This is a genomic window from Saccharopolyspora antimicrobica, from assembly GCF_003635025.1.
Classification (GTDB): Bacteria; Actinomycetota; Actinomycetes; order Mycobacteriales; family Pseudonocardiaceae; genus Saccharopolyspora; species Saccharopolyspora antimicrobica.
Window position 1 is genome coordinate 3,447,968 of the sequence record NZ_RBXX01000002.1, and the last position, 25,725, is coordinate 3,473,692.

The following is a 25,725-nucleotide window of genomic DNA, read 5'->3' on the forward strand; positions in this document are numbered from 1 at the left end:
GCCAGTCGCCGGGGATGGCAGAGCGGAGTCGGTTCCTCGCGGTGCGTGTTCGGCGTTCGGCACGTGCTTCGAGCATGCGCTGATGGGTACCCGCGGACATCGGGGTCATCCCGCGTCGCACCTCCGGGATGCACCTTCCTGGGCGGCGTTCACCGCAGCGGGCGACGGCAGATGTAGTGCAGGATCGGCGGCAGGTTGCGCCAGGTGGTGTGGGTCAGCACCTCGTCGAAGACGTGCTCCAGGCGGTTGCGGAAGCGGCGGCCGCCGGGCGTCCGGTCGGCGGGCAGGTAGGTGAGCGCGGTGAAGGCGCCCTGCGGCGAGAGGGCCGCCGCGGCCTGGTGCAGGACGTGGTCCTGGGCGTCGCCGGGCATCAGCGACCACGGGATGCTGCTGATCACCGCGTCGACCTGGGCGATGCCGAGCTTGTCCAGCAGGGCGAGCAGGTCGCCGGCGTCGGCGTGCACGACCTCCAGCCACGGCTTGTGCTCGCGCAGGTGCTCGACCATGCCCTCGCCGAGCTCGATGCCGATGTGCCGCGCCCCGTGCGGCAGGCGTTCGTGGATGCCGTTGCTCAGCGAGCCGGTGCCGGGACCGAGCTCGACCACCACGGGCGAGCCGGTGGTGGGCACCACCTGCGCCACGGTCGCCGCGACGGCGGCCGAGGTCGGGGTGGCCGCGCCGACCATCCTGGGATTGCGCACCGCGGTGCGGAAGAACGCCCCGTACTCGCCGAGCCTGCGGGTGGCGGTCTGCGCTGCCCGGTCCAGCCACGGTGCGGTGCGCGGGTCGTGTCGGTCCTGCTGGGGTGTCACGCTGCTCCTCGGGTCTGGGACTCGACCGCGGTGTCGACGACTGATCGAACGTAGTGAGACCGGGAGCGCCCCCGCAAGCCGCGAGCGTCGCCGCCCGACTACGCTCCGCGTTCGGAGCCGCGATGAGCTGCCCCGATGTGAGGCGCGAATCGGCGGCGCGTACGATGGACTATCGGCGCGCTCCTGGCGTCGGTTCGTTGTGCCTGGGTATCCGTTCCCAAGTGTGCGGGACGGAGTCCTCTGCGGTGTTTGCGGACCGGGGACGGGTGTGCGTCCGTCGCGGGTGCCGGGGCCTCCGGTATCGGCGGCAGGGACTTAGGTCCGCAAACCGTCACCGTCACGAAACGCGGAGGACATGGGCAAGAAAGACGGGGCCATTGAGGTCGAGGGCCGGGTGATCGAGCCACTCCCCAACGCGATGTTCCGCGTCGAGTTGGAGAACGGCCACAAGGTTCTCGCACACATCAGTGGCAAGATGCGCCAGCACTACATCCGCATCCTGCCCGAGGACCGGGTCGTGGTGGAGCTCTCGCCGTACGACCTCTCCCGTGGGCGCATCGTCTACCGCTACAAGTGACCTCCACGGTGTCCGGGGGATCCCGGACACGCGTTCGAGCAGGAGAGCACGACCGTGAAGGTCCAGCCGAGTGTGAAGCGAATCTGCGACAAGTGCCAGGTCATCCGCCGTCACGGGCGGGTGCTGGTGATCTGCGACAACGCCCGACACAAGCAGCGTCAGGGCTGAGCGCACCAGTCGCGAAACGACAATTGAGGATCTCCCTCCACCTGTCGACCCGTTAGTGGGTCGGCTGACCCCCGGACCAGGCCGGGGCCCCGCTGCGCGGGGACGGGGTGGGAGCAGACCTGGACGGACAAAGGAGAAGGAGCCGCATGGCACGGCTCGTTGGAGTCGACCTCCCGCGCGACAAGCGCATGGAGATCGCGCTCACCTACATTTTCGGCATCGGCAAGACCCGCGCGAAGGAGATTCTCTCCGCGACCGGTGTCTCGCCCGACGCCAAGCCGCGCGACCTCGATGACGAGCAGCTGACCCAGCTGCGCGACTTCATCGAGAACAACTACCGGGTTGAGGGCGACCTCCGCCGCGAGGTCCAGGCCGACATCCGCCGGAAGATCGAGATCGGGTGCTACCAGGGATGGCGTCACCGCCGTCACCTGCCGGTGCACGGGCAGCGGACCAAGACCAACGCCCGCACCCGCAAGGGCCCGAAGAAGACGGTCGCCGGCAAGAAGAAGGCCAAGAAGTAAGCCTCGCTAGGAGTCAGCTAAAGCTATGCCACCCAAGCAGCGCGCTGGTGCCGTCAAGAAGGTGCGGCGCAAGGAAAAGAAGAACGTCGCTCACGGCCAGGCGCACATCAAGAGCACGTTCAACAACACGATCGTTTCGATCACCGACCCCACCGGTGCGGTGATCAGCTGGGCCTCCGCGGGCCACGTCGGGTTCAAGGGCTCCCGCAAGTCCACCCCGTTCGCCGCGCAGATGGCCGCCGAGAACGCGGCCCGCAAGGCCGCCGAGCACGGCATGAAGAAGGTCGACGTCTTCGTCAAGGGCCCGGGTTCGGGTCGCGAGACGGCGATCCGGTCGCTGCAGGCGGCCGGTCTCGAGGTCGGCACCATCCAGGACGTCACCCCGCAGCCGCACAACGGTTGCCGCCCGCCGAAGCGTCGTCGGGTCTGAGTCGCGGGAAAGGAGTAAGGAACAAAGATGGCTCGTTACACCGGTCCCGCGACCCGCAAGTCCCGCCGTCTGAAGGTTGACCTCGTCGGCGGTGACCAGGCGTTCGAACGCCGTCCGTACCCGCCGGGGCAGCACGGGCGCGCGCGCATCAAGGAAACCGAGTACCTGCTGCAGCTCCAGGAGAAGCAGAAGGCGCGGTTCACCTACGGCGTGCTGGAGCGGCAGTTCCGCAACTACTACGAGGAAGCCAACCGGCGCCCGGGCAAGACGGGTGACAACCTCCTGCAGCTGCTGGAGTCCCGGCTGGACAACGTCGTGTACCGCGCTGGACTCGCCCGCACCCGCCGGATGGCGCGGCAGCTGGTCAGCCACGGCCACTTCACGGTCAACGGCAAGCGCGTGAACGTCCCCAGCTTCCAGGTCTCGAAGTGGGACATCATCGACGTCAAGTCGAAGTCCATGGGCACCACGCCGTTCATCATCGCCAAGGAAACCCTGGGCGACCGTCCGGTCCCGGCCTGGCTGCAGGTCGTGCCCTCGAACCTGCGGATCCTGGTGCACCAGCGCCCGGAGCGCGCGCAGATCGACACCCCGGTCACCGAGCAGCTCATCGTCGAGCTCTACTCGAAGTGACGCGTCCCGCCGACGACCGCCGCTGCGGTCGTCGGCGGCTCGCAGCCAGCGGTGGCGGTGCAGGAATCCGCCACCGGCCCGCACTTCGCGGGCACGCCATTCCATCGGCGTCAAATAGCGGGCGCCGTGAGGAAAGGAAAGTCAAGTGCTCATCTCCCAGCGACCCACACTGTCCGAAGAGGTGGTGTCGGAGACCCGTTCCCGGTTCGTCATCGAGCCGCTGGAGCCGGGCTTCGGTTACACCCTGGGCAACTCGTTGCGCCGCACGCTGCTCTCCTCCATCCCGGGGGCGGCGGTCACCAGCCTGCGCATCGACGGTGTGCTGCACGAGTTCACCACGATTCCGGGTGTGAAGGAGGACGTCACCGACGTCATCCTGAACATCAAGGAGCTGGTCGTCAGCTCCGAGGAAGACGAGCCGGTGACCATGTACCTGCGCAAGCAGGGGCCGGGTGAGGTCACCGCCGCGGACATCGTGCCGCCGGCGGGTGTCACGGTGCACAACCCCGATCTGCACATCGCCACGCTGAACGCGAAGGGCAAGCTGGAGATCGAGCTCGTCGTCGAGCGCGGTCGTGGCTACGTCCCCGCGATGCAGAACAAGCAGACCGGCGCCGAGATCGGCCGCATCCCGGTGGACTCGATCTACTCGCCGGTGCTGAAGGTGACCTACAAGGTCGAGGCGACCCGTGTCGAGCAGCGCACGGACTTCGACAAGCTGGTCCTCGACGTCGAGAGCAAGCCGTCCATCACCCCGCGCGACGCGGTGGCGTCGGCCGGTCGGACTCTCGTCGAGCTGTTCGGGCTCGCCCGCGAGCTCAACGTCGATGCCGAGGGCATCGAGATCGGCCCGTCGCCCGCCGAGGCGGACACGATCGCGGCCTACGCGATGCCGATCGAGGACCTCGACCTGACGGTGCGCTCCTACAACTGCCTCAAGCGGGAGGGCATCCACACCGTCGGCGAGCTGGTCTCGCGCAGCGAGGCCGACCTGCTGGACATCCGCAACTTCGGTGCGAAGTCCATCGACGAGGTCAAGATGAAGCTGGCCGGCCTTGGGCTCGCGCTCAAGGACAGCCCGCCCGGGTTCGACCCGTCCGCCGCGGCTGCCGAGTACCCGGCCGAGGGCTGGTCCTCCGAGGAGGAGACCACCATCGGTTCGGTCGGCGCCGTCGAGGACAACGGCTACGACGACGGTCAGGACTACGCGGAGACAGAGCAGCTGTAGCTGTGTTGCGCGTCCGGGGTTCCGGCGCGCCCTGAGAGGAGCAACCGATGCCCACCCCGACCAAGGGTCCGCGTTTCGGCGGGTCGCCGGCCCACGAGCGGCTCATCATGGCCAACCTGGCCACCGCGCTGTTCGAGCACGGCCGGATCACCACCACCGAGGCGAAGGCGAAGCGGCTGCGGCCGCTCGCCGAGCGGCTGATCACCAAGGCCAAGAAGGGTGACCTGCACAACCGTCGCGAGGTCCTGAAGACCGTCCGCGACAAGGACGTCGTGCACAAGCTCTTCGCCGAGATCGGCCCGCACTTCGCGGACCGCAACGGCGGTTACACCCGCATCATCAAGACGATGCCGCGCAAGGGTGACAACGCGAAGATGGCCGTCATCGCGCTGGTGACCGAGCAGCTGGTCACCACCGAGGCGGAGGCCGCTCGCGGCACGAAGTTCGCCAAGGACGAGCCGAAGGTGGAGGAGGCCCCCGCGGCTGAGACCACCGAGGCTGCCGAGGCCCCGGCGGAGACCGCCGAGACCGAGGCCAAGGCCGAGGACACCGCTGCCGAGAAGAAGGACGAGTCCTGATTCCGGCACGCAGTGCTGTGAACGAGCCCGTCGTCCCCGCTGGGGATGGCGGGCTCGTTCGCGTGCGCCTCGACGTCTCCTACGACGGCACCGACTTCTGCGGCTGGGCCAAGCAACCGGGCCAGCGCACCGTGCAGGGACTGCTGGAGGACGCGCTGGCGAAGCAGCCGCCGGGTCGGTCGGTGCCGCGCGCGGTGGTGGTGGCCGGCCGCACGGACTCCGGCGTGCACGCTTCAGGCCAGGTCGTGCACCTCGACGCGGTCCCGCACGAGCCCGGTGCGAGCCGGGTTCCCGTTGACGCGCAAGGCGTTCCGGACCTGGCGCGGATGGTGCACCGGTGGAACCGCATCCTGCCCGCGGACGTGCGAGTGCTGGGCGCCCGCGTGGTGCCGCCCGCCTTCGACGCCCGCTTCTCGGCGCTGCGCCGCCACTACCGCTACCAGGTGTCGGACGCGCCCTGGGGCGTCGACCCGCTGCGCCGCCGCGACACCCTCGCCTGGAACCGCCCGCTGGAGGTCTCGGCCCTCAACGCGGCGTCCCAGGACCTGTTGGGCCTCAACGACTTCGCGGCGTACTGCAAGCCGCGCGAAGGCGCGACCACGGTGCGCGAGCTCCAGCGCTTCGAGTGGGAGCGCGTCGACGACCACCTGATCGTCGCGAAGGTGAGCGCGGACGCCTTCTGCCACTCGATGGTCCGGAGCCTGGTGGGCACCCTCCTGATGGTCGGCGACGGCCGCCGGAACACCCCCTGGCCCGCCGAGGTCCTCGGCTCGGAAACCCGGACCACCGCGGTGGCCCCGGCCCACGGCCTGACCCTCACAGCGGTCGACTACCCCCCGGACGAGGAGCTGGAGGCCCGGGCCACCCAAACCCGAGCCGTCCGCACCCGCCCCTGACCGGCTCCCAGCCCCGACGGGCCCCACCCCGGGTTGGGCCATGGGATGGACGCGATTTCAATGGAAATCAGACGTCCGATTTCCATTGAAATTGCGGCACTCGCCCGCCGCCGACGGCGTGTCGGGTCCTGACACGCCGACGACTACGCAACTTCCATTGAAATCGAGCCCCTGATTTCCATTGAAATTGCGGCCTCCGGTTGGATCTCAAGGCTGTTGCGGGACCGGATGTGATCAGCCCCGGGCAGGCGCCCGGCTTCGCGAACCGGTAGTGGTGCAGTCCGAGGACTTCGGCCACGGCCCGTACCTCACCGGTGACCTGTGCAGCAACAGGTACCTGGGCTTCGGGCGAACACCGCCTCCTGGGACGACCTGCGAGCCACTGGAGTCCACTTAGGACTTCTTCGGAGTTGCCATCGCGGTCAGCCGCTGGGCCAGGCGGTGGGCTGCTTCGCGGAGCTCCGGCGGGTCGAGGACTTCGGTTTCGAGGTCGAGGGCGGCGATGTGCATGGCCAGCCAGTTGAGGTCGTTGCCGCCCGCGGTGAGGGTGCACCAGCCGTCCTCGGCGTCCTCGACCTTCGCCACCTGGGGCGGCACCCGTTCGCGGACCTGGGCGGCGGTGGCGCGCAGGCGGACCCGGGCCAGGTGGCGGTACGGCGCTTCGGAGGTGGAGTGCTGGACGTAGGCCGCCGGGTCCGGGTGCTCTCGCGGGCGGAAGCGCCAGGTCGTCGCCGCCACGTCGCGCATCCGGTCCAGGCGGAAGGTGCGCCAATCGTCGCGGTCGACGTCGAAGGCCATCAGGTACCAGCGGTGACGGGTGGCGACCATCCGCACCGGTTCCACCGTGCGCTCGCGCTCCTCACCGCCGCGACCGGTGTAGCGGAACCGCACGCGGACCGCGTCACGGCAGGCGCGGGCGAGGGTCACCAGCAGTTCCGCGTCGATCTCGGTGCCGGGGCCGACGAGCGTGTCGGTCGCGCCGTGCACCGCTCGGACCTCGGCGCGCAGTCGCGGCGGCATGACCTGGTCGAGCTTCGCCAGCGCGCTCAGCGCCGCCTCGCCGGTGCCCGCGACCGTGCCGCCGGAGGCCAGCCGAAGCGAGACCGCCGTCGCGATCGCCTCCTCGTCGTCGAAGAGCAGCGGTGGCAGCCGGGTTCCCGCGCCGAGCTGGTAGCCGCCGCCGACGCCCGCCGTCGCGTGCACGGGGTAGCCGAGCGCCCGCAGCCGCTCCACGTCGCGCCGCACCGAGCGGTCGGTGACACCGAGCTCGGCGGCCAGCTCGGTGGCGGTCCAGGACGGCCGTCGCTGGAGCAGCGCCAGCAGCCGCAACACCCGCTCCGTGGTCACTGTCCCGCCTCTCCGCGATTTTCAGTGGTGGTTGCGTCTGGATTGATCTCGCGTTGTGCGGTTTCTTGTGGCTGGGCTGCGTCACGGTCCCCTGGGGTGCGGTCGAGCAGGACTCGGGCTGACGCAAGGGGTGTCATGCGCAGATCTTCGCACGAATCACGGAAGGCACCTGTCCGCTATTTCCGCGACGATGTCCGCATGACCGACTGGAACTCCATGCTTCGCGACCAGCTCATCTGGCACTGGAACGGGCAGCTGCGCCCGCGACTCGACGGCCTCACCGACGAGGAGTACTTCTGGGAGCCCGTGGCCGACTGCTGGAACGTGCGCCCGCGCGGCACCGGCATCGCGCAGATGCAGGCCGGTACGGGCGCGATGACCATCGACTTCGCGTTCCCGGAACCGGAGCCGGTGCCGTTCACCACCATCTCCTGGCGTCTCGGGCACGTGATCGTCGGCGTCCTCGCGATGCGGAACGCCTCGCACTTCGGCCGCACGCCCACCGACTACGAGTCGTTCGAGTACGCGACGACCGCAGCCGAAGCGCTGGATCAGCTCGACGCGGAGTTGGCCACCTGGCTCACCGGGGTCGAATCCCTCGGTGAGGAAGGACTCGCCGAACCGTGCGGCCCGGCGGAGGGGCCGTATGCGGAGCGCTCGATGGCGGAGCTGGTGCTGCACATCAACCGCGAGCTCATCCACCACCTGTCCGAAGTGTCGCTGCTGCGCGACCTCTACCTGCACAAGAACGGATCCCTGCGATGAGCCGCGAGTTCCAGGTCACTTTCGACGCGCGCGATCCGCGGGCGCTGTCGGTCTTCTGGCGCGATGCGCTGCACTACGTCCTCCCCGGCCCGCCCGGCGTCGAGCTGGCCGAGGGCGCCGATCCGCTGGACGCGTGGGACGAGTTCCTCGAGCGGATCGGTGTGCCCGCCGAGCAGCGCAACACGAGGTCGGCGGTCGAGGACCCGGCGGGGCGCGGCCCGCGGCTGTTCTTCCAGCAGGTGCCGGAGGACAAGATCGCGAAGAACCGCGTGCACCTCGACCTCCGCGCGGCGCCCGGACTGCAGGGCGAGGAGCGGATGGCGGCGCTGGAAGCCGAGTGCGAGCGCCTCGTCGCGCTGGGTGCGAGCCGGGTGAGCCGCCACGAGCCGGTTCCACCGCTCGAAGGCGGCCACATCGTGATGGCCGATCCCGAGGGCAACGAGTTCTGCCTCGACTGACCGCGGTCTTCCGCTGGGGGAACCACCGGTGTGTCGGGCGCCCGACACACCGGTGCGCGTCGCGAACTTCCGCAATTTCAATTGAAATCAGACATCCGATTTCAATTGAAATTGCGTCACCACCGATGACGGAGCGTGGGGGCGGCGGATCAGGTGGTCGGAGTGGTGGTGGGGACGAGAAGCGAGGAGCCCCGGCCTGTGCGGCCGGGGCTCCTCGTCGTTCGGTGCTGGAGGTCAGTCGCCGCGGCGGATCGGGCCGAGGATCTCCTGCTCCTTCTTGTTCGTCACCAGGCGGATCAGCGTCCAGGTCATGTTGCCCAGGGCGATCACCTGGTCATCCTTGAGCTGGGTCAGCTGCTGGACCTGGTTGTTCATCAGGCTCCAGATGCGCTGGGCCAGCTGCGCCTGGTTCAGCGGGAGGCGCTGCAGCAGCACCAGGTCCGCCGTGTTCGCCGCCGTGCCGCTGCTCACCTGCGGGTGCAGGTAGGGCAGCACGTACATGGTGGTCTGCCACGGCGCGCGCGGCGGGAACAGCTCCTGCGGCACCGCACCGCCGTCGTGGATCACCAGCAGCGGAGTGTCCTCAGAGGACCGCGGCAGCTCGAACGGGGCCAGCTTGCGGATCTGCACCAGCGGCACCGGCTTGCCGTCCGGGGCCTGCCCGGCGGCCCGCTCCAGCATCTTCCACGCACCCGGACGCCCGGTGGCCACGATCACCCACGCGCCGGTGGCCATCGCGCGCAGCGCCAGCTGCCGCGCGAGGTACAGGCCCCCGACGGTGACCATGCGGGTCGGGTGCGGGCGGAGGATCGACGCCGCTTCCGCCTCGTTCTGCGGGTTGGAGCCGATGATCACCCCGCCCCGGTCGCCGGACGGGCTGATGGCGTCCAGGGTTTCCGGGGTGACCAGGAATTCCGGTGCCGCCGCCTTGTTTCCGGGAACATCGATCGTTCTGCTTCGGCTCATGCCGCACCTCCGAGCGGCAGCGTCGCTGCGTAACCGGCCAGTTGCGAGCCGCGCAGCGGGGTCAGGGTCAGCCCGAGGCGGTTGCTGATCGCCTTCAGCCGCTCGTCGGCGGTGTCCAGCTCGGCGGGCGTGCGGGCGCTGACCCGGACCAGACCGCGCAGACCGACCTCGTTCTCCTCGCCGACCGGCGAGATGGACAGCGCGATGCTGGTGGACAGCGCGCGGATACCGGTCAGCGCGTTGAGGCTGTCGTTCATCTGGTTCGGCCAGCCGGTGATGGCGTAGCTGGAGTGGCCGACGCCACCGGCGGTCACGCCGTCCCAGCGCTCCTTGAGGCCCACCGGGCGTTGCGAACCGAGCACGTTGTGCAGCTCCGCCGAGGAAATCCCGGCCTGCAGCAGTTCGTCCGGGTCCAGCGGGCGGCTCGGGATTCCCTGCCGCTCCAACGCGTTGCGCACGCGGGACATCGCACCGATGAGCGCGCGCTGCGCACCCAGGATGCCGCCGCCGCGCTCGCCGATCGCCTTGGCGCAGCGCTGCGGGTCCAGCCGCACCGCGATCCAGGTGGTGCGCCGCGCCGCGGCGGGCAGCCGGCCGAGGACCTCCAGGTAGGAGTTCAGCGCGGGCGAGTTCGACGGCAGCGCCGCGCTGCCCGGGTAGCAGTGCCAGATGACCTGGATCGCGTCGAGCACGACGCCGCGGTCCTCCAGGCACGGCGCGAGCACGCCCAGCGGCAGGTTCGGCGCGCTGTCAACGGGGTTCAGCAGCGACGGCGGCGGCTCGACCATCAGCACGCCGGTCCACTTGCCGTTGTGCCAGGACATGCCGACCGGGTTGCGGTCGTGGTCCTGGCTGCGGGCGATCACCAGGTCCTCGACGACCAGCCGCAGCAGTGCCACGCGGTGGTTCTCGTCGGGGCCGATGATGCCGTCGCCGTTCTTGTCCTCCGCCGGCTCCATCGCGTCGACGTCGGCCGGGTGCGAGACCCGGGTGTGGTTGCGCCCGCGGTACTCGAGCACCAGCCCGAACCACTGGGTGAACCAGCGACCGCGCCGCCGCAGCAGCGCGATGATGAGGCACAGCAGCGCGAATCCGCCGCCGACCGGGAGCAGCACCTGCACCAGGTTCAGCTTCGCGCCGATGATCGTCAGGATGAGCCCGACGGCAAGGCCCACCTCGATGAGCACGATGTTGGCCGCAGGGATGCCGCCGAGCGTTACGCCGTTGATGCGCCGCCGCCGCGCGCGGATGCGAGCGCGGGGCGGATTGGCGGGCCCGGGAGCTTTCGGCTGGGCCGGATGTTGCGTGGTCACGGACATCCGTTCGGTCTCTCCCCCTCGCAGGTAGGTGCGGCACTCGGCGCGCTGGGACGCGAATCTTCGATCAGCCGCGTGGAGAGAATACTGACGGACTCGGTCGAACCGCACCCATTCGGCATCTCTCTGCGACTATCCTGCGAAACCGTACCTCGGACGGGAGAGCTGTAGGCGAAGAATGGCATCAACACCCACAACGAAGTCACAGGTTCAGGCGTATCGGTTCGTGCTCCGCCGCATGGAGTCGGCGCTGGTGCGCAAAGACGCGGTGATGCTCCACGATCCGATGGGTTCGCACAAGCGGGCCACGGTCGCCGGAGCCGTGCTCGCGGCGATCGCGTGCATCGGGTTCCTGGTGTGGGGCCTGTTCGGCGGCAAAGGTTCGGTGCCGCAACCGGGTTCCATCATCATCGGCAAGGAGACCGGCGCCGTCTTCGTCGTCACCTCCGACGAGCAGGCGGACAAGCGGCTCATCCCGATGCTCAACGTGGCATCGGCGAAGCTGCTGGTGATGGCCCAGGGCGGTGCGCAGGGCGGTGGTGCGGTCCCGACCACGGTGGTGAAGGAATCGGCGCTGGGCGACTTCCCGCGCGGTTCGCTCACCGGCCTGGTCAACGCGCCGACCTACCTGCCGGACGCGAAGAACATCGCCGAGCCGTCGTGGGCGATCTGCGACGTCGGCCAGGTCAAGGACACCATCAACGACGCCCGCGTCGAGGCGGAGACGAAGGTCCAGACGACGGTGATCGGCGGTGACGGCAACCACGGCACCGAGCTGGGCCTGGACCAGTCGCTGTACGTCAAGGACCAGACCTCCCAGCGGGAGTACCTGATCTACCGGGTGCAGGACCTGCCCGGCCAGCCGCACACGCGCGTGGTCAAGTCGCTGATCGACAAGACCGAGACCACGGTGCTGGACATGTACGGTCTGCGGGGCGCGACGCCGCGCACCATCAGCACCAACATGCTCAATGCGATCTTCGAGGTGCCGCCGCTGCACGTGCCGCAAATCGAGCGGGACCGCGAGCAGCTGCAGGACTACATGACCAACCGCAAGGTCGGCGACGTCGTTCGCCGGACCGTTCCGGGCCAGCCCGACGATTTCTACCTGCTGCTGCCCAGCGGCAAGCAGAAGATCAGCGAGGGTGCGGCGGCGGTTCTGCACGCCAGCAAGACCAGCAGCCGGGAGATTCCCAACGCGACCGGTGCGATCACCGACGCCGCCGAAGCCGACTCGAGCGAGCAGCTCAACCTGTCGGGCTTCCCGGTCGCGGTGCCCACCCCGGTCACCTTCCAGCAGTCCGACACCTCGTGCCTGAGCTGGAAGAACGTCAACGGCACTCAGAACATCACGGCGACCCTGAACAAGGGCACACCGGCTGCCAAGGCGGCCGTCAAGCTCGCACAGTACGACGGTGCCGGCCCGCAGGTCGACTACTTCTACATGCCCGCGGGCAAGGCGGCCGTGGTGCGCGCTGCTCCGAACGAGGCCGGCGCGGACAGCGGCCCGATCTTCCTGGTCGCCGACCAGGGCGTGCAGTACGGCATCAAGGATGTCGCCACCGCGCAGGGGCTCGGTGTCATCGGCGGTGGCGGGGACATCAAGGCGGGGCCGTCCTGGCTGACGCGGGTGCTGCCGAAGGGCGACTTCCTCGACCCGGCCAACGCGAGCATGACCTACGACGCGGTTCCGGTCGGCCCGGGCGTCAACCGCCCGCTGCAGAAACCGCAGCAGCAGCAAGCAGGAGTGGCCCAGGCCGGTAGCTGATCCTCCGGCACCACCGGAGGAAGGGAACCGAACAGGCACGCTCCAACGTCCGAGAGAACAAGCGATCCGCCCGCAGCAACGGTAGGTGCTGCGGGCGGATTGCTATAAGGGCCCAAAGCAGCGGGCCGCTGAGCAGCGAGTGAGCGGGAGGTACCGGATGGCGGGGATCCGGGTCGATGTCGAATGGTTGGCGACGTACGCGCGGGAAGTGCGCACGGCCGGTGAGGAGATCGCCACCGCACCGCAGAAGCTGGCCGCCGCGGAGCTGGCCCCGGAGACGTTCGGCGAGCTCGGCCGAAACGCCGGGGCCGCGGAGTCCTACCAGCGGTTGTTCCAGCTGCTGGTGGACGAGAGCCGCCGCGCGGGCGAGACGCTGACCCGCGCGGGCGACGAGCTGCGCGAGGTCGTGGACTTCCACTCCGGTGGCGACGACGACGGTGCCGTCGAGATTCGGAAGCAGGGGAGCTGAGCATGGTGCGCGACAAGAACGCGGTGGCCGAGCACCTCGACTACCTGGCGCGCATCGCGCGCGAGCTGGAGTTCGCCAACTCGATTCCCGCCGATCTGGCGGATCTGGTCGGCCGTCACGAGAACCTGCGCGAAGCGGCCCGCGTCTGGCGGGAGAACGCCGACGCGGTGGAGCGGGCGACCGCCGACGTGCAGGGCAGGCTCGGTGGCATCGACTCGTCCTGGCAGGGCGCGGACGCCGACGCCTTCCTCGGCCACATCCGCGAGGTCGGCCTGGCGGGCAACGACCTGATCGACGCCATGCGCGCGCTGGCCGAGGTGATGGAGCACACCGCCGATGCCGTGCAGGAGCAGGTGGACGACCTCGGCGAGCTGATCGCGGAGGCGGCGGACTCGGTGACGTCGGCTCTGCTGGCGCCCGAGGGCGGCCCGGAGCGGGCCCGCAAGCACCTCGGCGAGCTGGCCCGGCCCGCGCTGGAGCTGGCGGAGTCCATTTCGGACACTTATCGGGCCTTCGCCCGGTTCTGCGAGGACCTGGAGGCCGGTCGCTCGACGGGATCGGTCCAGTTCGACAAGCGGATGCCCGCGCAGGCCTGGGACTTCACCGCACCCGCCGCACCGGAGCAGCCGGCGAAGACCGACCCGTCATCGGCGGGCGGCTCCGGCAGTGGCGGTGCCGGAGGCGGCGGCGCCGGTGCCGGTGGCGGAGCCGGTGGCGGAGCCGGTGCGGTTGGCGGTGCCGGTTCGGTTGGCGGCGGTGCGGGAACTGCCGCCGCTGAAGCGCCGTTGGAACCGGGTGGCCGGACCGCGGCCGGGGAGCCCTCGATGGCGTCTCCGCCTGCCGCAGCTGCCGCTGCCGGTGGTGCGGTCGCCGCGGGCGGTGCTGTCGCCGCAGGCGGCGGGATGATGGGCGGCATGATGCCCATGGGCATGATGGGCGGGATGATGGGTGGCGCTCAGGGCGGTGGTCAGGAGCGGAAGAACCAATCGCGCCTCAAGTCGAACCCGGAGGAGCTGTTCGGCACGCCGCCGACGACGGCCCCGGCGGTCTTCGGCGCTTCCCCGGCGGATCAGAAGCCCGCGGAACCGGTGGCCCGCAAGGGCAAGCTGGACATCCCGTCGATCTTCGAGAAGGACAAGCCGCGCAAGTCCATCGACGACGCCCTCCACCCGAAGTCGCCCGGCGTCGAGAAGCCGAAGTCGGCAGCGGTCGGCGACACCCCGCCGCCCAAGCCCAGGACGGCCTCGGTCGGCGACGCACCGCCACCCAAGCCGAAGACCGGCACGGCATCCGTGGGCGACGCACCGCCACCCAAGCCGAAGACCGGCACGGCATCCGTGGGCGACGCACCTCCGCCGAAACCGAAGACCGGTACAGCATCCGTGGGCGATGCTCCGCCGCCCAAGCCGAAGACCGGCACGGCTTCAGTCGGCGACGCACCTCCGCCCAAGCGGCGGGGCTGACCCGAAACGCAGAACGGCCCGGCGTCCACATCGGACGCCGGGCCGTTTCTGGTCGGTACTGCTAGCGACTGCCGCGGGTCCGGGCTCGGACGTTGCGGACCGCGTTGGTCAGGAACGCCGTGAACACGATCGCCGCGATTCCCGCGCCCGCACCGCCGATCGCGATGATCAGCGCCGGGTAGTCCTTCTGCGGGATCACATCGGCGCCCAGCCGCGCCTGCTTCTGCGGCGGGTCCTTCCGACCCCACTCGGACGGAACCACTTCGCCCAGCGCCGCCGCCACATCGACAGTGCCGTAGCCGACGATGTCGTTGCGCCCGCCGGAACCGCCGGCGGGCAGCGCGGTCTCCTTGATCCGGTCCATGATCTGCTCGGCCGTGAGGTTCTTGCCCTCCGCCGCGAACTTCTGCTTGATCAGCACCGCCAGCCCGGCCACGTACGGGGCGGCGAAGCTGGTGCCTTCGATCGGACCCATCTGGCCGTCCTGACCGTGCGCGATCTGGCTGGCCAGACCGGTGCCGCCCGCACCGGGGTCGAGCGTGATCAGGTTCTGGCCCGGAGCGGCCACGTCCACCCACGGACCCGGCACGGTGAACTCCGAGGGCGCACCCTGCTCGTTCACGGAGGCGACGGTGAGCACGTAGTCGTCGAACCAGGCGGGCAGCACCGCGGTCGTCGGGCTGCCGCTCGGGTTCTTCTGGCACGTGCCACCGACGTTGCCCGCCGCGACGACGATCACGATGCCCGCGTCGTAGGCCTCCTTGACCGCCGTCTGCAGCTGCTGGTTGCCGGTGTTGCGGGGGTCGGCGGCCTGCGCGATCGGCTGGCAGGACGACTGCGAGATGTTGATGACGTCGACGCCGTCGGCCGCTGCCCTGTTGATGGCCTGCGCCATCGTCTCGGTGTTGCCGACCGTCTTGTTCGTCTCGTCCTCGATGAACAGGCTGGAGGACTGCCGGAGGGACAGGATCGAGGCCTCCGGCGCGACCCCGACGTAGGCGGTCTGGTTCGTCGGGTCCGGCGCGGCCGCGATGATGCCCGCCACGATGGTGCCGTGCCCGTCGCAGTCGGTGAGCGGCCCGCCCTTGGGAATGCTGGTGTCACCCGCGATCAGCCGGCCCTGCAGCCGCGGGTGGTTGTTCACACCGGTGTCGATGACCGCGACGCTCATGTTCTGGCCCTTGAAGCCCTGTTCATGAGCCCGCTCGTAGCCGAGGACCCGCTGGCTCCACGGCTTCTCCTCGATCATGCCGCCGCCGGGGTTGCCCTGCATGCAGGCCTGCTTCTGCGGGTAGCCGAACTTGTCCAGCGCGGCGCCGGTCCGCTTGGACAGGTCCAGCTCCGGCGGTACGAGGGACTGCGCCGCGGCAGGTGCTGTCGGCCCGCTGAACGCGAACACACCGACCGCGGCGAGCAGCGCGGAGGTGCGCAGCGTGCTGCGGGAGAACCTTGAGCGCATCGAGCCGTCCCTCAGAAGTTGATGTTGAGGTCGCGGATGTACATGTAGAGGTCCATCGCGGCCAGCGCCAGCGGCAGTACCAGGGCGATCAGGACCGCTTCCAGGATGTCCACCATGCGGCGCTGCACCGGCGAGAACCGGCGGTTCGGGAACACCACGCCGAAGATGATCGACAGCACGCCCAGCAGCAGCAGCGGCGGGAACACCCAGGCCACCGCGATCGGCATCGAGCCGACCTGCGCGAGCAGGCCGATGGTGACGCCCAGCGAGGACAGCAGACCGCTGAACAGCAGGGCGATCGCCTGGCTGCCGTTGGCGTAGTTGCGGCCGCGCAGCAGCAGCACCGCGGAGACCACGACGGCGAACGCCGCGCCCCAGATCGGGCTGAACACCGCGGCCACCACCGCGCCGAGCGCCGCGACGATGCCGCAGCCGACGATCAGGCCGGTCATGTACTGGTGCGCCAGGCCGGTCTGCCGCTCGATCATCCGGTAGTCCGGGAACCCGGTGTCTTCCTTCAGGTCTTCCGCGCTGCCCGGCACGTGCGGCAGCGGCAGCTTCGCGAGCTGGATGGTGATGCGCGGGAGCAGCGAGATGCCCGCCAGGCCGACGGCCGCGACACCGGCGGCGATGCCCGCGGTGTTGGCCTGCGGCACCAGGGTGCCGATGATGAAGGCCACGGTGCCGAAGGCGCCCGCGGTGGCCGCCGCGATGAACGTGACGATGCCCGCGCCGATCACCATGATCGCCACCGAGGCGAAGATCAGCATCAGCGCGCTGGCCAGCAGCAGCCTCGGCTCCAGCGCGTTGCCGGGCACCATGTTGAAACCGGCGACGAAGGCGAACGGCAGACCGCCCGCCGCCGCGATGACGGTTCCGGTGGTCGGCGCGGCGTACGCGCGGGTCACGATGGAACCGACGCCGGTCGCGAAGATCGCCACGACCATGCCGAGCACGGCGGCCACGATCTGGTACACGACCCCGGTCGTGAGGTCCATGTTGGCCTGCAGCAGCCCGGCCGGGCCGGCCAGCCCGATGGCCGCGGCCGCGCCGATCAGCGCCAGCGCACCCGCGGTGTGGCCGATCTTCGCCGCGGTTTCCTTGGTCCAGGGCCGGTAGCTGCCGGGCTCGGCCTCGGCGAGCGCGTCCACCACGTCGTCGTACAGCGGCGGCGGCGGGTTGTCCGCACCGCGCCGCAGCTGGAGCATGTCGCCGTCCACGATGCCCTGCGCGGCCAGCGACTGGTTCGGTTCGAGCGGCTCGCTGTCGCCAAGCCGTGCCAGGACCCAGCCCCCGTGCCGCGAACCGCCGTCCGGCGTCGTCTCGCGGGCCATATCCAGCAGCATCGGCAGCTGGTCTGCCACCGACACGTCGGAAGGCAGCGCCAGGTCGATGCGAGTTGTAGGTGCCACCACCGTCACGCGGCTGAACACCGTGGTCCCGGTCGCCACTTGGGCCCCCTACTCCCTGAAGGTTGATTGCCTTGCATTCATTTGTCGTCTGGGGCTCGATCCAACCAAGGCGAGTTTTTCTTTGCGAAACCGACCCGCCTGGCCGGAGAGCGCCCCTAGTATGGCCACACCGACCGTCGAGGGGTGACGGGTTTGGCGGAACTCGTGCCAACGACTTGATATCTGCTTGGTCACGTCCGACTCCCACCCCGCCGCCGGTGGCGCCGCAGCTGTGCAGAATGCTGGGCGCGACATCGAGAGCACGTTTGACACGGAAAGGTTGTTGCGTCCGGTGAGCACGCTGCAGTTCAAGCGAACGCCACGCCTGGCCGCTCCCAGGCCACCGGGCGGGGAGGTGCACCTCGAACCACCGCCGGAGATCCCGCGGACCATTCCGGGCAACATCGTCCAGAAGGTCCTGCCGGCCGTCATGATCGTCGCTTCGCTGGGAATGATGGTCTTCATGCTCCAGCGGGCGCAGAACAACCCGATGATGATGATGATGCCGATGATGATGCTCATCTCAACGTTCGGGATGATGGCCGGGGGTGGCAAGGAAGGCGGCCAGAAGAAGGCCGAGATGAACGAGGACCGCAAGGACTACCTGCGGTACCTCGGTCAGATGCGCGACCGCGCCAGGGAAGCAGCCGACGAGCAGCGGCTGGCGCGGGAGTGGGTGCACCCCGACCCGCAGAGACTGTGGTCGCTGGCGACCGGGAGCCGGCGCATGTGGGAGCGACGCCCGAACGACAACGACTTCTGCCAGGTGCGCGTGGGCCGCGGTTCGCAGCGGCTGGAAACCCGCCTGGTGCCGCCGCAGACCGGCCCGGTCGACGAGCTGGAGCCGATCACCACGCTGGCCCTGCGGCGCTTCGTCCGCGCGCACTCGCTGGTGCCGGACCTGCCGATCGCCACCTCGCTGCGCGGTTTCGCCGCGGTCGGCCTGCAGGGCGACAAGGAGCTCGTGCGCTCGCTGGCCCGCGCGATGGTGTGCCAGCTGGCCACCTTCCACACTCCTGACGACGTGATGATCGCGGTCGCCAGCAGCGGCCGCGCGCGCACCGAGTGGGAGTGGGTGAAGTGGCTGCCGCACGCCCAGCACCCGACCGAGACCGACGGCATCGGCCAGATGCGGCTGATGGCCGGTTCGCTGGCCGCGCTGGAGCAGATGCTCTCCGAGCAGCTCGCCGAGCGGCCGCGCTTCCAGCGCAACGCGGCGCCGCCGGACGGCCAGCCGCACATCGTGATCATCATCGACGACGCCGAGATCAGCCGCGAGGAAGCGCTCTACGTCGAGGGCGGCCTGGCGGGCGTCACCATGATCGACCTGTCCGACCTGCTCGGCCAGCTCACCGCGCGCCGCGGCATGCGGATGGTCGTCGAGGAGGACCGGATCGGTGCCCGCGGTGGCAGCGGTGTGGAGTGGTTCGGCAAGCCGGACTCGCTGACCATGGAGGAAGCCACCTCGCTGGCCCGCCAGATGGCCCCGTACCGGGTCGCCGGTGGCGCGGGTGCATCGGCCGACGCCGACAGCGGCGGCTACGAGCCGCTGACCACGCCGCTGAACTACATCGAGCAGCTGGGCCTGGCCGGTGACGTCGTCACCTTCGACCTCAACGAGGCCTGGCGGCCGCGGTCCCGCGACGACCTCTACCGCGTCGCGATCGGCCCCGGCGAGCACGGCGAGATCGTCCACCTGGACATCAAGGAGACCGCCTCCGGCGGTATGGGCCCGCACGGTCTGTGCGTCGGTTCGACCGGTTCCGGTAAGTCCGAGTTCCTGCGCACCATCGTGCTCGGCCTGATCGCCACCCACTCGTCGTCGATGCTCAACTTCGTGGTCGTCGACTTCAAGGGTGGTGCGACCTTCAACGGGTTCGACCCGGCGCCGCACGTGTCGGCGAACATCTCGAACCTCGAGGGCGACGGCTCGCTGATCGACCGCATGCAGGACGCGCTCGCCGGTGAGATGAACCGCCGTCAGGAGGTCCTGAACAAGGCGGGCGCGAAGAACGTCTGGGACTACCGGAAGATGGGCGAGGCGGGCGACGCCCGCTGCCAGGAGCCGCTGCCCGCGCTGTTCGTGGTCATCGACGAGTTCTCCGAGCTGCTGTCCAAGCAGCCGGAATTCGCCGACCTCTTCAACGAGATCGGTCGACTGGGTCGTTCGCTGCAGGTCCACCTGTTGCTCGCCTCCCAGCGGCTGGAAGAGGGCAAGCTGCGCGGTCTGGACTCGCACCTGTCGTACCGGATCGGTCTGAAGACCTTCAACGCGGCGGACTCCCGCGCGGCGATCGGTGTCCCGGACGCCGCCGACCTGCCCACCACCGGTGGTCACGGCTACCTGAAGCACCCCAACGGCATGGAGCGGTTCCGCGCCGCTTACGTGTCCGGGCACGTGAACCAGACCAGCGGTCGCCGCCCGGCGCTCAAGGGCGGTTCGTCGCCGGTCACCGGTGAGAAGATGCCGCGCCGCTTCATCCCGGACTACGTGGAGAAGCCGAAGGAGCCGGAGAAGCCGGCCGTCGAAGAGGTCAAGGAAGAGAAGAAGAGCGACCTCGACCCGACCGACTTCCAGATCATCATCAACAAGGTCCACGGCCAGGGCCCGCCCGCCCACCAGGTGTGGCTGCCGCCGCTGGACACCCCGCCGACGCTGGACAGCCTGCTGCCGCCGCTGCAGCAGACCGACGACCGCGGTTACACCGCGGCGGGTTACGCGGGCAGCGGTCGGCTCCAGGTGCCGATCGGCCTGATCGACGTGCCGTACCACCAGCGCCAGGACCCGTACATCCTCGACCTGAGCGGTCAGGGCGGTCACGGCGCGATCGTCGGCGGTGTCGGCGCCGGCAAGTCGAACACGGTCCGCGCGATGATCGCTTCGATGGCGCTGACCCACACCCCGCAGGAAGTGCAGTTCTACTGCGTCGACCTCGGTGGTGGTTCCATCGCGGCGCTGCGCGGCCTGCCGCACGTGGGTGGTTACGGCACCCGGCGCGACCAGGACGCCGTCCGCCGGACGATCGCCGAGCTGAAGACGATGCTCAGCGAGCGGGAAGCCCGCTTCCAGCAGCACGGCATCGAGGGCATGAACGACTACCGCAACCGGCGTCGGCGCGGTGAGTTCGACGACGACCCGTTCGGCGACGCGTTCCTGATCATCGACGGCTGGCGGACCTTCCGCGAGGAGTTCGAGACCCTCGAGCAGGACGTGCTGAACCTGGCGGCCAACGGTCTCGCCTACGGCGTGCACGTGTTCGTGACCGCGGCGCGCTGGGCGGAGATCCGCCCGGCGATGAAGGACCTGATGCAGACCCGCGTCGAGCTGCGGCTGGGTGACACGAGCGAGTCGGAGATCGACCGCAAGTTCGCGGTGAAGGTGCCGCAGGGCCGACCGGGTCGCGGTATGCACGGCTCCAAGCTGCACTTCCTGACCGCGCTGCCCCGCGTGGACAGCGAGTCCATCGGCGACCGCGTCGAGGCGGAGATCGAGCTGGTCAAGCGGGAGATCGACGAGGGCAAGCCGGTCCGCGCCCCGCGGATGGGCTGGGAGCTGTACAACGAGGACGTCTCCGACGGTGTCGCTGACCTGGTGAACCGGGTCAAGAGCTCCTGGAAGGGCCGTCCGGCGCCGCAGGTCCGGCTGCTGCCCGACCTGCTGCCGCACCAGCAGCTGCCGCGTCCGGAGCAGCAGCCGAACCCGAAGCTGGTGCCGATCGGCATCAACGAGGACGGCCTGCACCCGGTCTACCTGGACTTCGCCGCCGAGCCGAACTTCTACGCGTTCGGTGAGCGGGAGTCGGGCAAGACGGCTCTGCTGCGCACGATCGTGCGGGGCATCACGGAGCGGTACACGCCGAAGGAAGCGCTCATCCTGCTGGTCGACTACCGGCGCACGATGCTGGGCTTCCTGAACACCGGCCACCTGCTGGAGTACTCGGTGGGTGCGGACCAGCTCAAGGGCAACGTCAAGGACGTGGTGGGATCGCTGAAGAAGCGTCTGCCGGGTCCGGACGTGACGCAGGAGCAGCTGAAGAACCGTTCCTGGTGGAAGGGTCCGGAGCTGTTCGTCATCGTCGACGACTACGAGCTGGTGGCACCGCAGGGCAACAACCCGCTGGCGCCGCTGGCGGAGTTCATCCCGACGGCCAGCGACGTGGGTCTGCACATCGTGCTGGCCCGCAACTCTGGTGGTGCGGGGCGTGCGCTGTACGAGCCGCTGATCGGCAAGATGCGCGAGACGTCGGCCCCGGGTCTGGCGATGAGCGCGAACAAGGACGACGGCCAGCTGGTGGCGAACATCAAGTCCCGCCAGCTCCCGCCGGGTCGAGGCACCCTGGTGTCCCGCAGCCTGCGCGGCGGCCCGCAGATGATCCAGACGGCGTTCATCCCGCCGGAGTGATCGTCACGGTCTGAACGGGAGAAGCCCTCCTCAGCCTCGGCTGGGGAGGGCTTCTCCCGTTCTCCGGCAAGTTCTTCCGCCGCTGCTCCGAGGTCCAGGCTCCGGCGTCCCGGGGCCCGGGGACCCGGTGTCCGGTGTTCTGGGGCCCGGTGTCCTGGCGTCCGGTGTTCTGAGGTCCGGTGTCCGGTGTCCTGGGGTCCGGTGTTCTGGGGCCCGGTGTCCTGGCGTCCGGTGTCCGGTGTCCTGGGGTCCGGTGTCCTGGGGTCCGGTGTCCCGGGGTCCGGGGACCTCGGGGTCCGCAATTTCAATGGAAATCAGGTCTTCGATTTCAATGGAAGTTGCGCACGCCGTCGGCGCGTCGGGCACCCGACACGCCGACGGCGTGTCCGGTTTCGTGCGATTTCAATTGAAATTTGACGTCTGATTTCAATTGAAATTGCATCTCGACGGGTCAGGAGGGGCGGTGCTCGAAGGCGGCGAGGACCGCTTCGAGCAGGCCGGGGAAGCGCGCCGACAGGTCCTCGCGGCGCAGCTCCACCCAGCGGTTTCGGCCGTTGACGAAGGTCGTGGTCAGGCCGGCTTCGCGCAGCACCCGCCAGTGGTGGGAGAGGGTCGGCGCGCTGACGTCGACGTCGTAGGCGTCCAGCGAGCAGACCGACGGCTCGGTCTCGCGGCTGAGAGTGTGGAGCAGTTCGAGCCGCACCGGATCGGCGAGTGCGTGCAGCACCTTCAGGATGTCCAGATCGTTGCGGCCGGGTTGCGGGAGCGTGCGGGTCACGAGCGCCGAGCCTACTTCCCTTCGATTGTTTGACAAGCATCGAATGGTTCAGCATGATCATGCCCCGTGACGATTCGACGCTCATCGAATGATCGGTTGCGGTTCAGCACGCTGCTCGTCCTCGCCGTGGGCACCTTCGCGGTCGGCGCCGACGGTTTCATCCTCAACGGGCTGCTGCCCGAAATCGCCCGGGATCTCCGGGTTTCCGAATCGGTGGCGGGTCAGCTGACGACGCTGTTCGCGGTGACCTACGCGGTGGGTTCGCCGGTCATCGCGTCGGTAACCGGGAGCTGGGACCGGCGGGTGCTGCTCGGCGGCGGGCTCGCGGTGTTCACGGTCGGCATGGCGGGGCAGGCGCTCGGCACGACTTTCGCGGTGGTGGCGGTGGCCAGGGTGCTGGCGGCGCTCGGCGCGGCGGCGTTCCAGGCGAACGCCTACGCGGTGGCCGGAGCGCTCGCCGCTCCGGAGCAGCGCGGCCGAGCGCTGGCGACGGTGGCTGCGGGGATGACCGCGTCGACGGTGCTCGGCGTGCCGCTCGGCGTGCTGGGCGGGCAGTGGTTCGGCTGGCGCGCGGTGATGTGGGCGATCGGCGTGGTCGGAGTGCTGGTGGCGGTCGCGATCCCGGTGCTGCCGCAGGTGCGGCTGCCGGTGGTCGGGCTGCGGGACCGGCTCGCGGTCCTGGTGCGCCCGGCGGTGGTGAAGGTCCTGCTGATCACGGTCGTGGGCATGTTCGCCAGCTTCACCGTCTTCGCCTACCTGCCGCTGCTGCTCGGAACGGCCGCACCGGGAGCGATGCTGTCGTGGGTGCTGGTGGCCTTCGGCGTCGGTCAGGTGGCGGGCAACTCGCTGGCGGGCCGCGGCACCGACGGCTTCGGCCCGAAGCGGGTCCTGCTGCTCTCGCTGGCTGGCATGGCCCTGGTGTTCGCCCTGCTCAACTGGGCTGCGCTGACGCTCCCGACGACCCTGCTGATCGGCTTCGGAGCGGGGGCCTTCAGCGGAATGCTGATGGTGCCGCAGCAGCACCGCCTGTTCGAGCTGGCCGCGGACGCCCCGACGGTGGCGCTCGGCCTGAACGGCTCGGCGATCTACGTTGGAGCGGGCCTCGGCTCGGCGATCGGCGGAACGGTCCTGGCAGCAGCGGGCACGCCCTGGCTGGCCCCAACAGCGGCGACCATCGCCCTCCTGGGCCTGCTCCTGGCAGTCAGAACCACCAGTTCAGCGGCAAGAACCCCGATTCCGGCATAGCGGGAACTCTTCCGAACAAGGCGACCTGCGGGGGCGGTGGCCGGGCGCGGGGAGGGGGTCGCGCCCGGCCACCTGGGTGGGCCGGTGCGGCGGTGGCCGGGGGATGTCGTGCCGCACCGACCCGGCTTCGGGGCCTACTGGCGGAGGTGGTGGCGCCCGGTGGGCTGGTCATCGGGGTCAAGCTCGGGGAAACGCAGCTCAGGCGCGTTTTCGGTTTGTGCTGGTGGTTCGAGCGCTATGGGTGGTTGCTCGCGGCGGCGCGCATGAGCACCGGCGTCGGCGGCGTCGCGATGGCGTTCGGCTTCGACATCGGCGATGAGATGCCACACCGTGTACTCACCTTCTCCTGTCCCGGCATGCTGGCCTGTCGCGAATCTCAAGCCTCCGAACGGGAGCTGCGTGGCGATCAGGGCGATCAGGAGGACGTTGAACAGTACGAAGGTGCTGAGCTGGATCCAGACCATGACGGCGGGTTCCCTTCCGCAGGCGGTTGTGGCGCGAGTTCGCGCGAGATCAGCAATCGGTAGGCGTACGGCGTGGCGACTTCGCGCGAAATCGCCGCCGGGCCCGCGGCGTCACGGGCCCTTGTCGGCGAGGTGGCGCCAGCACTTCATGCACGAGCGCTCACGTACCCAGTCCACTTCGGACCGATCATGCAGCTCGGCCGCGGGAGCGTTGGCCCCGCAGTAGGCCTCGACCTCATCGTCGAGTGGGGTTTTCGTTGCTGCGATGGGGAAAGCGTGACGGCCGCCCGTGACCGGGCGCCACACGTACTTCAAGTAGGTCGACATTCCGACTCCCTCCGATCTTGTCTCTGCAAGTCTTGCTATACCTGGCAAGGCTTGCAACTACACGATCGAGCGGGATCAACTGTGGGGGTCTGAGCCCGTAACCTGTGTCTATGCAGGACACACCCAGGGCAAGAGCGTTGGCGAAAGAACTTCGCGCTGTGCGCAATGCGGCCGGAGTCTCGATGCGGCAGGTCGGTGACGTCCTGGGGTGGTCCGAAGCGAAGGTGAGTCGTTTCGAGACGGCGCAGCGAGGTCTGACCCTGGAATCCGCGCAGGCGTTCCTGGATGCACTCTCGGTCACTGGCCACAAGCGGGATCGACTGCTGAAGATGGCTCGCGAGCTCGACCAGCCGGTCTGGTGGGAGTTCGGTGGTGGCGTTCCCGTGCAGCTGAGCGAGCTCGCAGACGCCGAGAGCAGGTCGACGCGCATCACCTCGGTTGCGGGCGTTCGGATTCCTGGCCTGCTTCAGACGCGAGAGCATTCGCGAGCGCTGCTGACTGCGTTCGGTGTCGAGCCCGGCGGCAGTGTCGAGCAGCTCGTTGCGATTCGTCAGGTCCGCCAAGGGATTCTGACAAAGCCTGATCCGGTGGAGTACGAAGCGATCCTCGATGAGGCCGTGCTCTGTCGAGCCATCGGTGGCGGGAAGCTGATGGCGCGCCAACTCGACGAGTTGGTCAGGGTGTCTTCCCTCGACAACGTCCAGATCCGAGTCGTTCCGTTCTCAGTTGGTGAGCACACCGGTCTGGATGGAGGCTTCCACCTGCTTGAGTTCGTGAGCTCCCGTCCGGTCGTACATCTGGAGCAGCGCCGTTGCGGAGTGTTCCTGGATGACCCGGACGACGTAGCCCCATTTGTGCAGGCTCGGTCTACGCTGCGTCAGACAGCGTTGGGACTTGATGAATCGGCTGAACTCATCTCGACCTACGCGAGGCGGCACGAGCGCGAAGGGTGAGTCTTGATGGACGCGGTCAACTGGCGGAAGTCGAGCTACAGCGGCAGTCAGTCTGAATGCGTCGAGGTGGGCTGGTCGAAGTCCTCATACAGCGGTGCCGAGGGTGACTGCGTCGAGGTGGCTGCTGGGGTTGAGGTGGTCGGGGTTCGGGACTCGAAGGATCCCGGTGGGGCCGTGTTGGCCTTCCCTCGGAGGCAGTGGGCGACGTTCGTCTCAGGGTTGCGGGATCGTCGCTGGTGAGCAGGGCC

Annotated in this window: 26 protein-coding genes; 17 read left to right on the forward strand and 9 right to left on the reverse strand. The window is 69.2% G+C overall.

All coding sequences use genetic code 11. The features are described from left to right. Window positions 1-149: 149 nt before the first annotated feature. A complete protein-coding gene (locus tag ATL45_RS16845) occupies window positions 150-812 on the reverse strand; it encodes a class I SAM-dependent methyltransferase (protein WP_246025389.1) in 663 nt (220 codons plus the stop codon). Between the two features lie 355 nt (window positions 813-1,167). Between ATL45_RS16845 and infA the strand changes: the two genes are divergently transcribed. The 8 genes from infA to truA all read left to right on the forward strand — a co-directional run bounded on the left by infA (window position 1,168) and on the right by truA (window position 5,846). Then, the gene (gene infA, locus ATL45_RS16850; protein WP_009948665.1) at window positions 1,168-1,389 is read left to right on the forward strand and encodes a translation initiation factor IF-1; all 222 of its coding nucleotides are present in this window, start codon (window positions 1,168-1,170) and stop codon (window positions 1,387-1,389) included. Window positions 1,390-1,443: 54 nt separating this feature from the next. Next, window positions 1,444-1,557 (forward strand): 50S ribosomal protein L36, encoded by a 114-nt coding sequence (gene rpmJ / locus ATL45_RS16855; RefSeq protein ID WP_010315372.1) that lies wholly within the window; start codon window positions 1,444-1,446, stop codon window positions 1,555-1,557. A gap of 146 nt (window positions 1,558-1,703) precedes the next feature. Then, window positions 1,704-2,081 (forward strand): 30S ribosomal protein S13, encoded by a 378-nt coding sequence (rpsM, locus tag ATL45_RS16860; protein ID WP_093155195.1) that lies wholly within the window; start codon window positions 1,704-1,706, stop codon window positions 2,079-2,081. Between the two features lie 25 nt (window positions 2,082-2,106). Beyond that, window positions 2,107-2,511: a 30S ribosomal protein S11 gene (rpsK, locus tag ATL45_RS16865; RefSeq protein WP_093155193.1), complete on the forward strand. Its 405-nt coding sequence runs from the start codon at window positions 2,107-2,109 to the stop codon at window positions 2,509-2,511. 27 nt (window positions 2,512-2,538) lie between these two features. Beyond that, complete coding sequence (rpsD, locus tag ATL45_RS16870; RefSeq protein ID WP_093155192.1) at window positions 2,539-3,144, forward strand: 30S ribosomal protein S4; 606 nt, start codon at window positions 2,539-2,541, stop codon at window positions 3,142-3,144. Between the two features lie 145 nt (window positions 3,145-3,289). Then, a complete protein-coding gene (locus ATL45_RS16875) occupies window positions 3,290-4,372 on the forward strand; it encodes a DNA-directed RNA polymerase subunit alpha (RefSeq protein WP_093155190.1) in 1,083 nt (360 codons plus the stop codon). Between the two features lie 47 nt (window positions 4,373-4,419). Further along, window positions 4,420-4,950 (forward strand): 50S ribosomal protein L17, encoded by a 531-nt coding sequence (gene rplQ / locus ATL45_RS16880; RefSeq protein ID WP_093155189.1) that lies wholly within the window; start codon window positions 4,420-4,422, stop codon window positions 4,948-4,950. Between the two features lie 17 nt (window positions 4,951-4,967). After that, window positions 4,968-5,846, forward strand: coding sequence for a tRNA pseudouridine(38-40) synthase TruA (truA, locus tag ATL45_RS16885; RefSeq protein WP_093155187.1), 879 nt, complete (start codon window positions 4,968-4,970; stop codon window positions 5,844-5,846). Between the two features lie 393 nt (window positions 5,847-6,239). Here truA and ATL45_RS16890 read toward each other — a convergent pair whose 3' ends face one another. Beyond that, on the reverse strand, window positions 6,240-7,193 hold the full coding sequence (locus ATL45_RS16890) for a helix-turn-helix transcriptional regulator (RefSeq protein WP_093155186.1): 954 nt from the start codon (window positions 7,191-7,193) through the stop codon (window positions 6,240-6,242). A gap of 198 nt (window positions 7,194-7,391) precedes the next feature. Between ATL45_RS16890 and ATL45_RS16895 the strand changes: the two genes are divergently transcribed. Both ATL45_RS16895 and ATL45_RS16900 read left to right on the forward strand, forming a co-directional pair. Then, window positions 7,392-7,958 (forward strand): DinB family protein, encoded by a 567-nt coding sequence (locus tag ATL45_RS16895; protein WP_093155184.1) that lies wholly within the window; start codon window positions 7,392-7,394, stop codon window positions 7,956-7,958. After that, entirely contained in the window at window positions 7,955-8,416 is a 462-nt protein-coding gene (locus ATL45_RS16900) for a VOC family protein (RefSeq protein WP_093155183.1), read from the forward strand. The genes ATL45_RS16895 and ATL45_RS16900 overlap by 4 nt, the downstream gene beginning before the upstream one ends. A 234-nt stretch (window positions 8,417-8,650) precedes the next feature. Here the strand turns inward: ATL45_RS16900 and ATL45_RS16905 are convergent, their stop codons facing one another. Both ATL45_RS16905 and eccE read right to left on the reverse strand, forming a co-directional pair. Beyond that, the gene (locus tag ATL45_RS16905; protein ID WP_093155181.1) at window positions 8,651-9,382 is read right to left on the reverse strand and encodes a hypothetical protein; all 732 of its coding nucleotides are present in this window, start codon (window positions 9,380-9,382) and stop codon (window positions 8,651-8,653) included. Continuing rightward, on the reverse strand, window positions 9,379-10,701 hold the full coding sequence (gene eccE / locus ATL45_RS16910; protein WP_093155180.1) for a type VII secretion protein EccE: 1,323 nt from the start codon (window positions 10,699-10,701) through the stop codon (window positions 9,379-9,381). The genes ATL45_RS16905 and eccE overlap by 4 nt, the downstream gene beginning before the upstream one ends. 175 nt (window positions 10,702-10,876) lie before the next feature. Between eccE and eccB the strand changes: the two genes are divergently transcribed. The 3 genes from eccB to ATL45_RS40010 all read left to right on the forward strand — a co-directional run bounded on the left by eccB (window position 10,877) and on the right by ATL45_RS40010 (window position 14,398). Then, a complete protein-coding gene (gene eccB / locus ATL45_RS16915) occupies window positions 10,877-12,466 on the forward strand; it encodes a type VII secretion protein EccB (protein WP_093155179.1) in 1,590 nt (529 codons plus the stop codon). A gap of 157 nt (window positions 12,467-12,623) precedes the next feature. Then, entirely contained in the window at window positions 12,624-12,935 is a 312-nt protein-coding gene (locus ATL45_RS16920; RefSeq protein WP_093155178.1) for a DUF2563 family protein, read from the forward strand. Between the two features lie 2 nt (window positions 12,936-12,937). Then, entirely contained in the window at window positions 12,938-14,398 is a 1,461-nt protein-coding gene (locus ATL45_RS40010; RefSeq protein WP_093155177.1) for a WXG100 family type VII secretion target, read from the forward strand. Window positions 14,399-14,459: 61 nt separating this feature from the next. Here ATL45_RS40010 and mycP read toward each other — a convergent pair whose 3' ends face one another. Together mycP and eccD are read right to left on the reverse strand one after the other, a co-directional pair. Next, the gene (gene mycP, locus ATL45_RS16930) at window positions 14,460-15,857 is read right to left on the reverse strand and encodes a type VII secretion-associated serine protease mycosin (RefSeq protein ID WP_093155175.1); all 1,398 of its coding nucleotides are present in this window, start codon (window positions 15,855-15,857) and stop codon (window positions 14,460-14,462) included. Between the two features lie 11 nt (window positions 15,858-15,868). Next, the gene (gene eccD / locus ATL45_RS16935; protein ID WP_093155173.1) at window positions 15,869-17,308 is read right to left on the reverse strand and encodes a type VII secretion integral membrane protein EccD; all 1,440 of its coding nucleotides are present in this window, start codon (window positions 17,306-17,308) and stop codon (window positions 15,869-15,871) included. A gap of 292 nt (window positions 17,309-17,600) precedes the next feature. On the opposite strand from eccD, the gene eccCa reads away from it, so the two are divergent. After that, entirely contained in the window at window positions 17,601-21,710 is a 4,110-nt protein-coding gene (gene eccCa, locus ATL45_RS16940; RefSeq protein ID WP_093155172.1) for a type VII secretion protein EccCa, read from the forward strand. 451 nt (window positions 21,711-22,161) lie between these two features. Here eccCa and ATL45_RS16945 read toward each other — a convergent pair whose 3' ends face one another. Beyond that, window positions 22,162-22,488: an ArsR/SmtB family transcription factor gene (locus tag ATL45_RS16945; RefSeq protein WP_093155170.1), complete on the reverse strand. Its 327-nt coding sequence runs from the start codon at window positions 22,486-22,488 to the stop codon at window positions 22,162-22,164. 96 nt (window positions 22,489-22,584) lie between these two features. Between ATL45_RS16945 and ATL45_RS16950 the strand changes: the two genes are divergently transcribed. Next, window positions 22,585-23,733 carry an MFS transporter gene (locus tag ATL45_RS16950; RefSeq protein WP_246025391.1) on the forward strand — a complete coding sequence of 383 codons (1,149 nt, stop codon included), beginning with the start codon at window positions 22,585-22,587 and terminating at the stop codon, window positions 23,731-23,733. Window positions 23,734-23,867: 134 nt separating this feature from the next. Here the strand turns inward: ATL45_RS16950 and ATL45_RS16955 are convergent, their stop codons facing one another. Both ATL45_RS16955 and ATL45_RS16960 read right to left on the reverse strand, forming a co-directional pair. Continuing rightward, window positions 23,868-24,197 (reverse strand): hypothetical protein, encoded by a 330-nt coding sequence (locus ATL45_RS16955; RefSeq protein ID WP_093155169.1) that lies wholly within the window; start codon window positions 24,195-24,197, stop codon window positions 23,868-23,870. Between the two features lie 111 nt (window positions 24,198-24,308). Further along, a complete protein-coding gene (locus ATL45_RS16960; RefSeq protein ID WP_093155167.1) occupies window positions 24,309-24,524 on the reverse strand; it encodes a hypothetical protein in 216 nt (71 codons plus the stop codon). 110 nt (window positions 24,525-24,634) lie between these two features. Between ATL45_RS16960 and ATL45_RS16965 the strand changes: the two genes are divergently transcribed. Continuing rightward, a complete protein-coding gene (locus tag ATL45_RS16965; RefSeq protein ID WP_093155166.1) occupies window positions 24,635-25,477 on the forward strand; it encodes a helix-turn-helix domain-containing protein in 843 nt (280 codons plus the stop codon). A gap of 6 nt (window positions 25,478-25,483) precedes the next feature. Further along, window positions 25,484-25,717 carry a DUF397 domain-containing protein gene (locus tag ATL45_RS16970; RefSeq protein WP_093155164.1) on the forward strand — a complete coding sequence of 78 codons (234 nt, stop codon included), beginning with the start codon at window positions 25,484-25,486 and terminating at the stop codon, window positions 25,715-25,717. Window positions 25,718-25,725 lie beyond the last annotated feature (8 nt).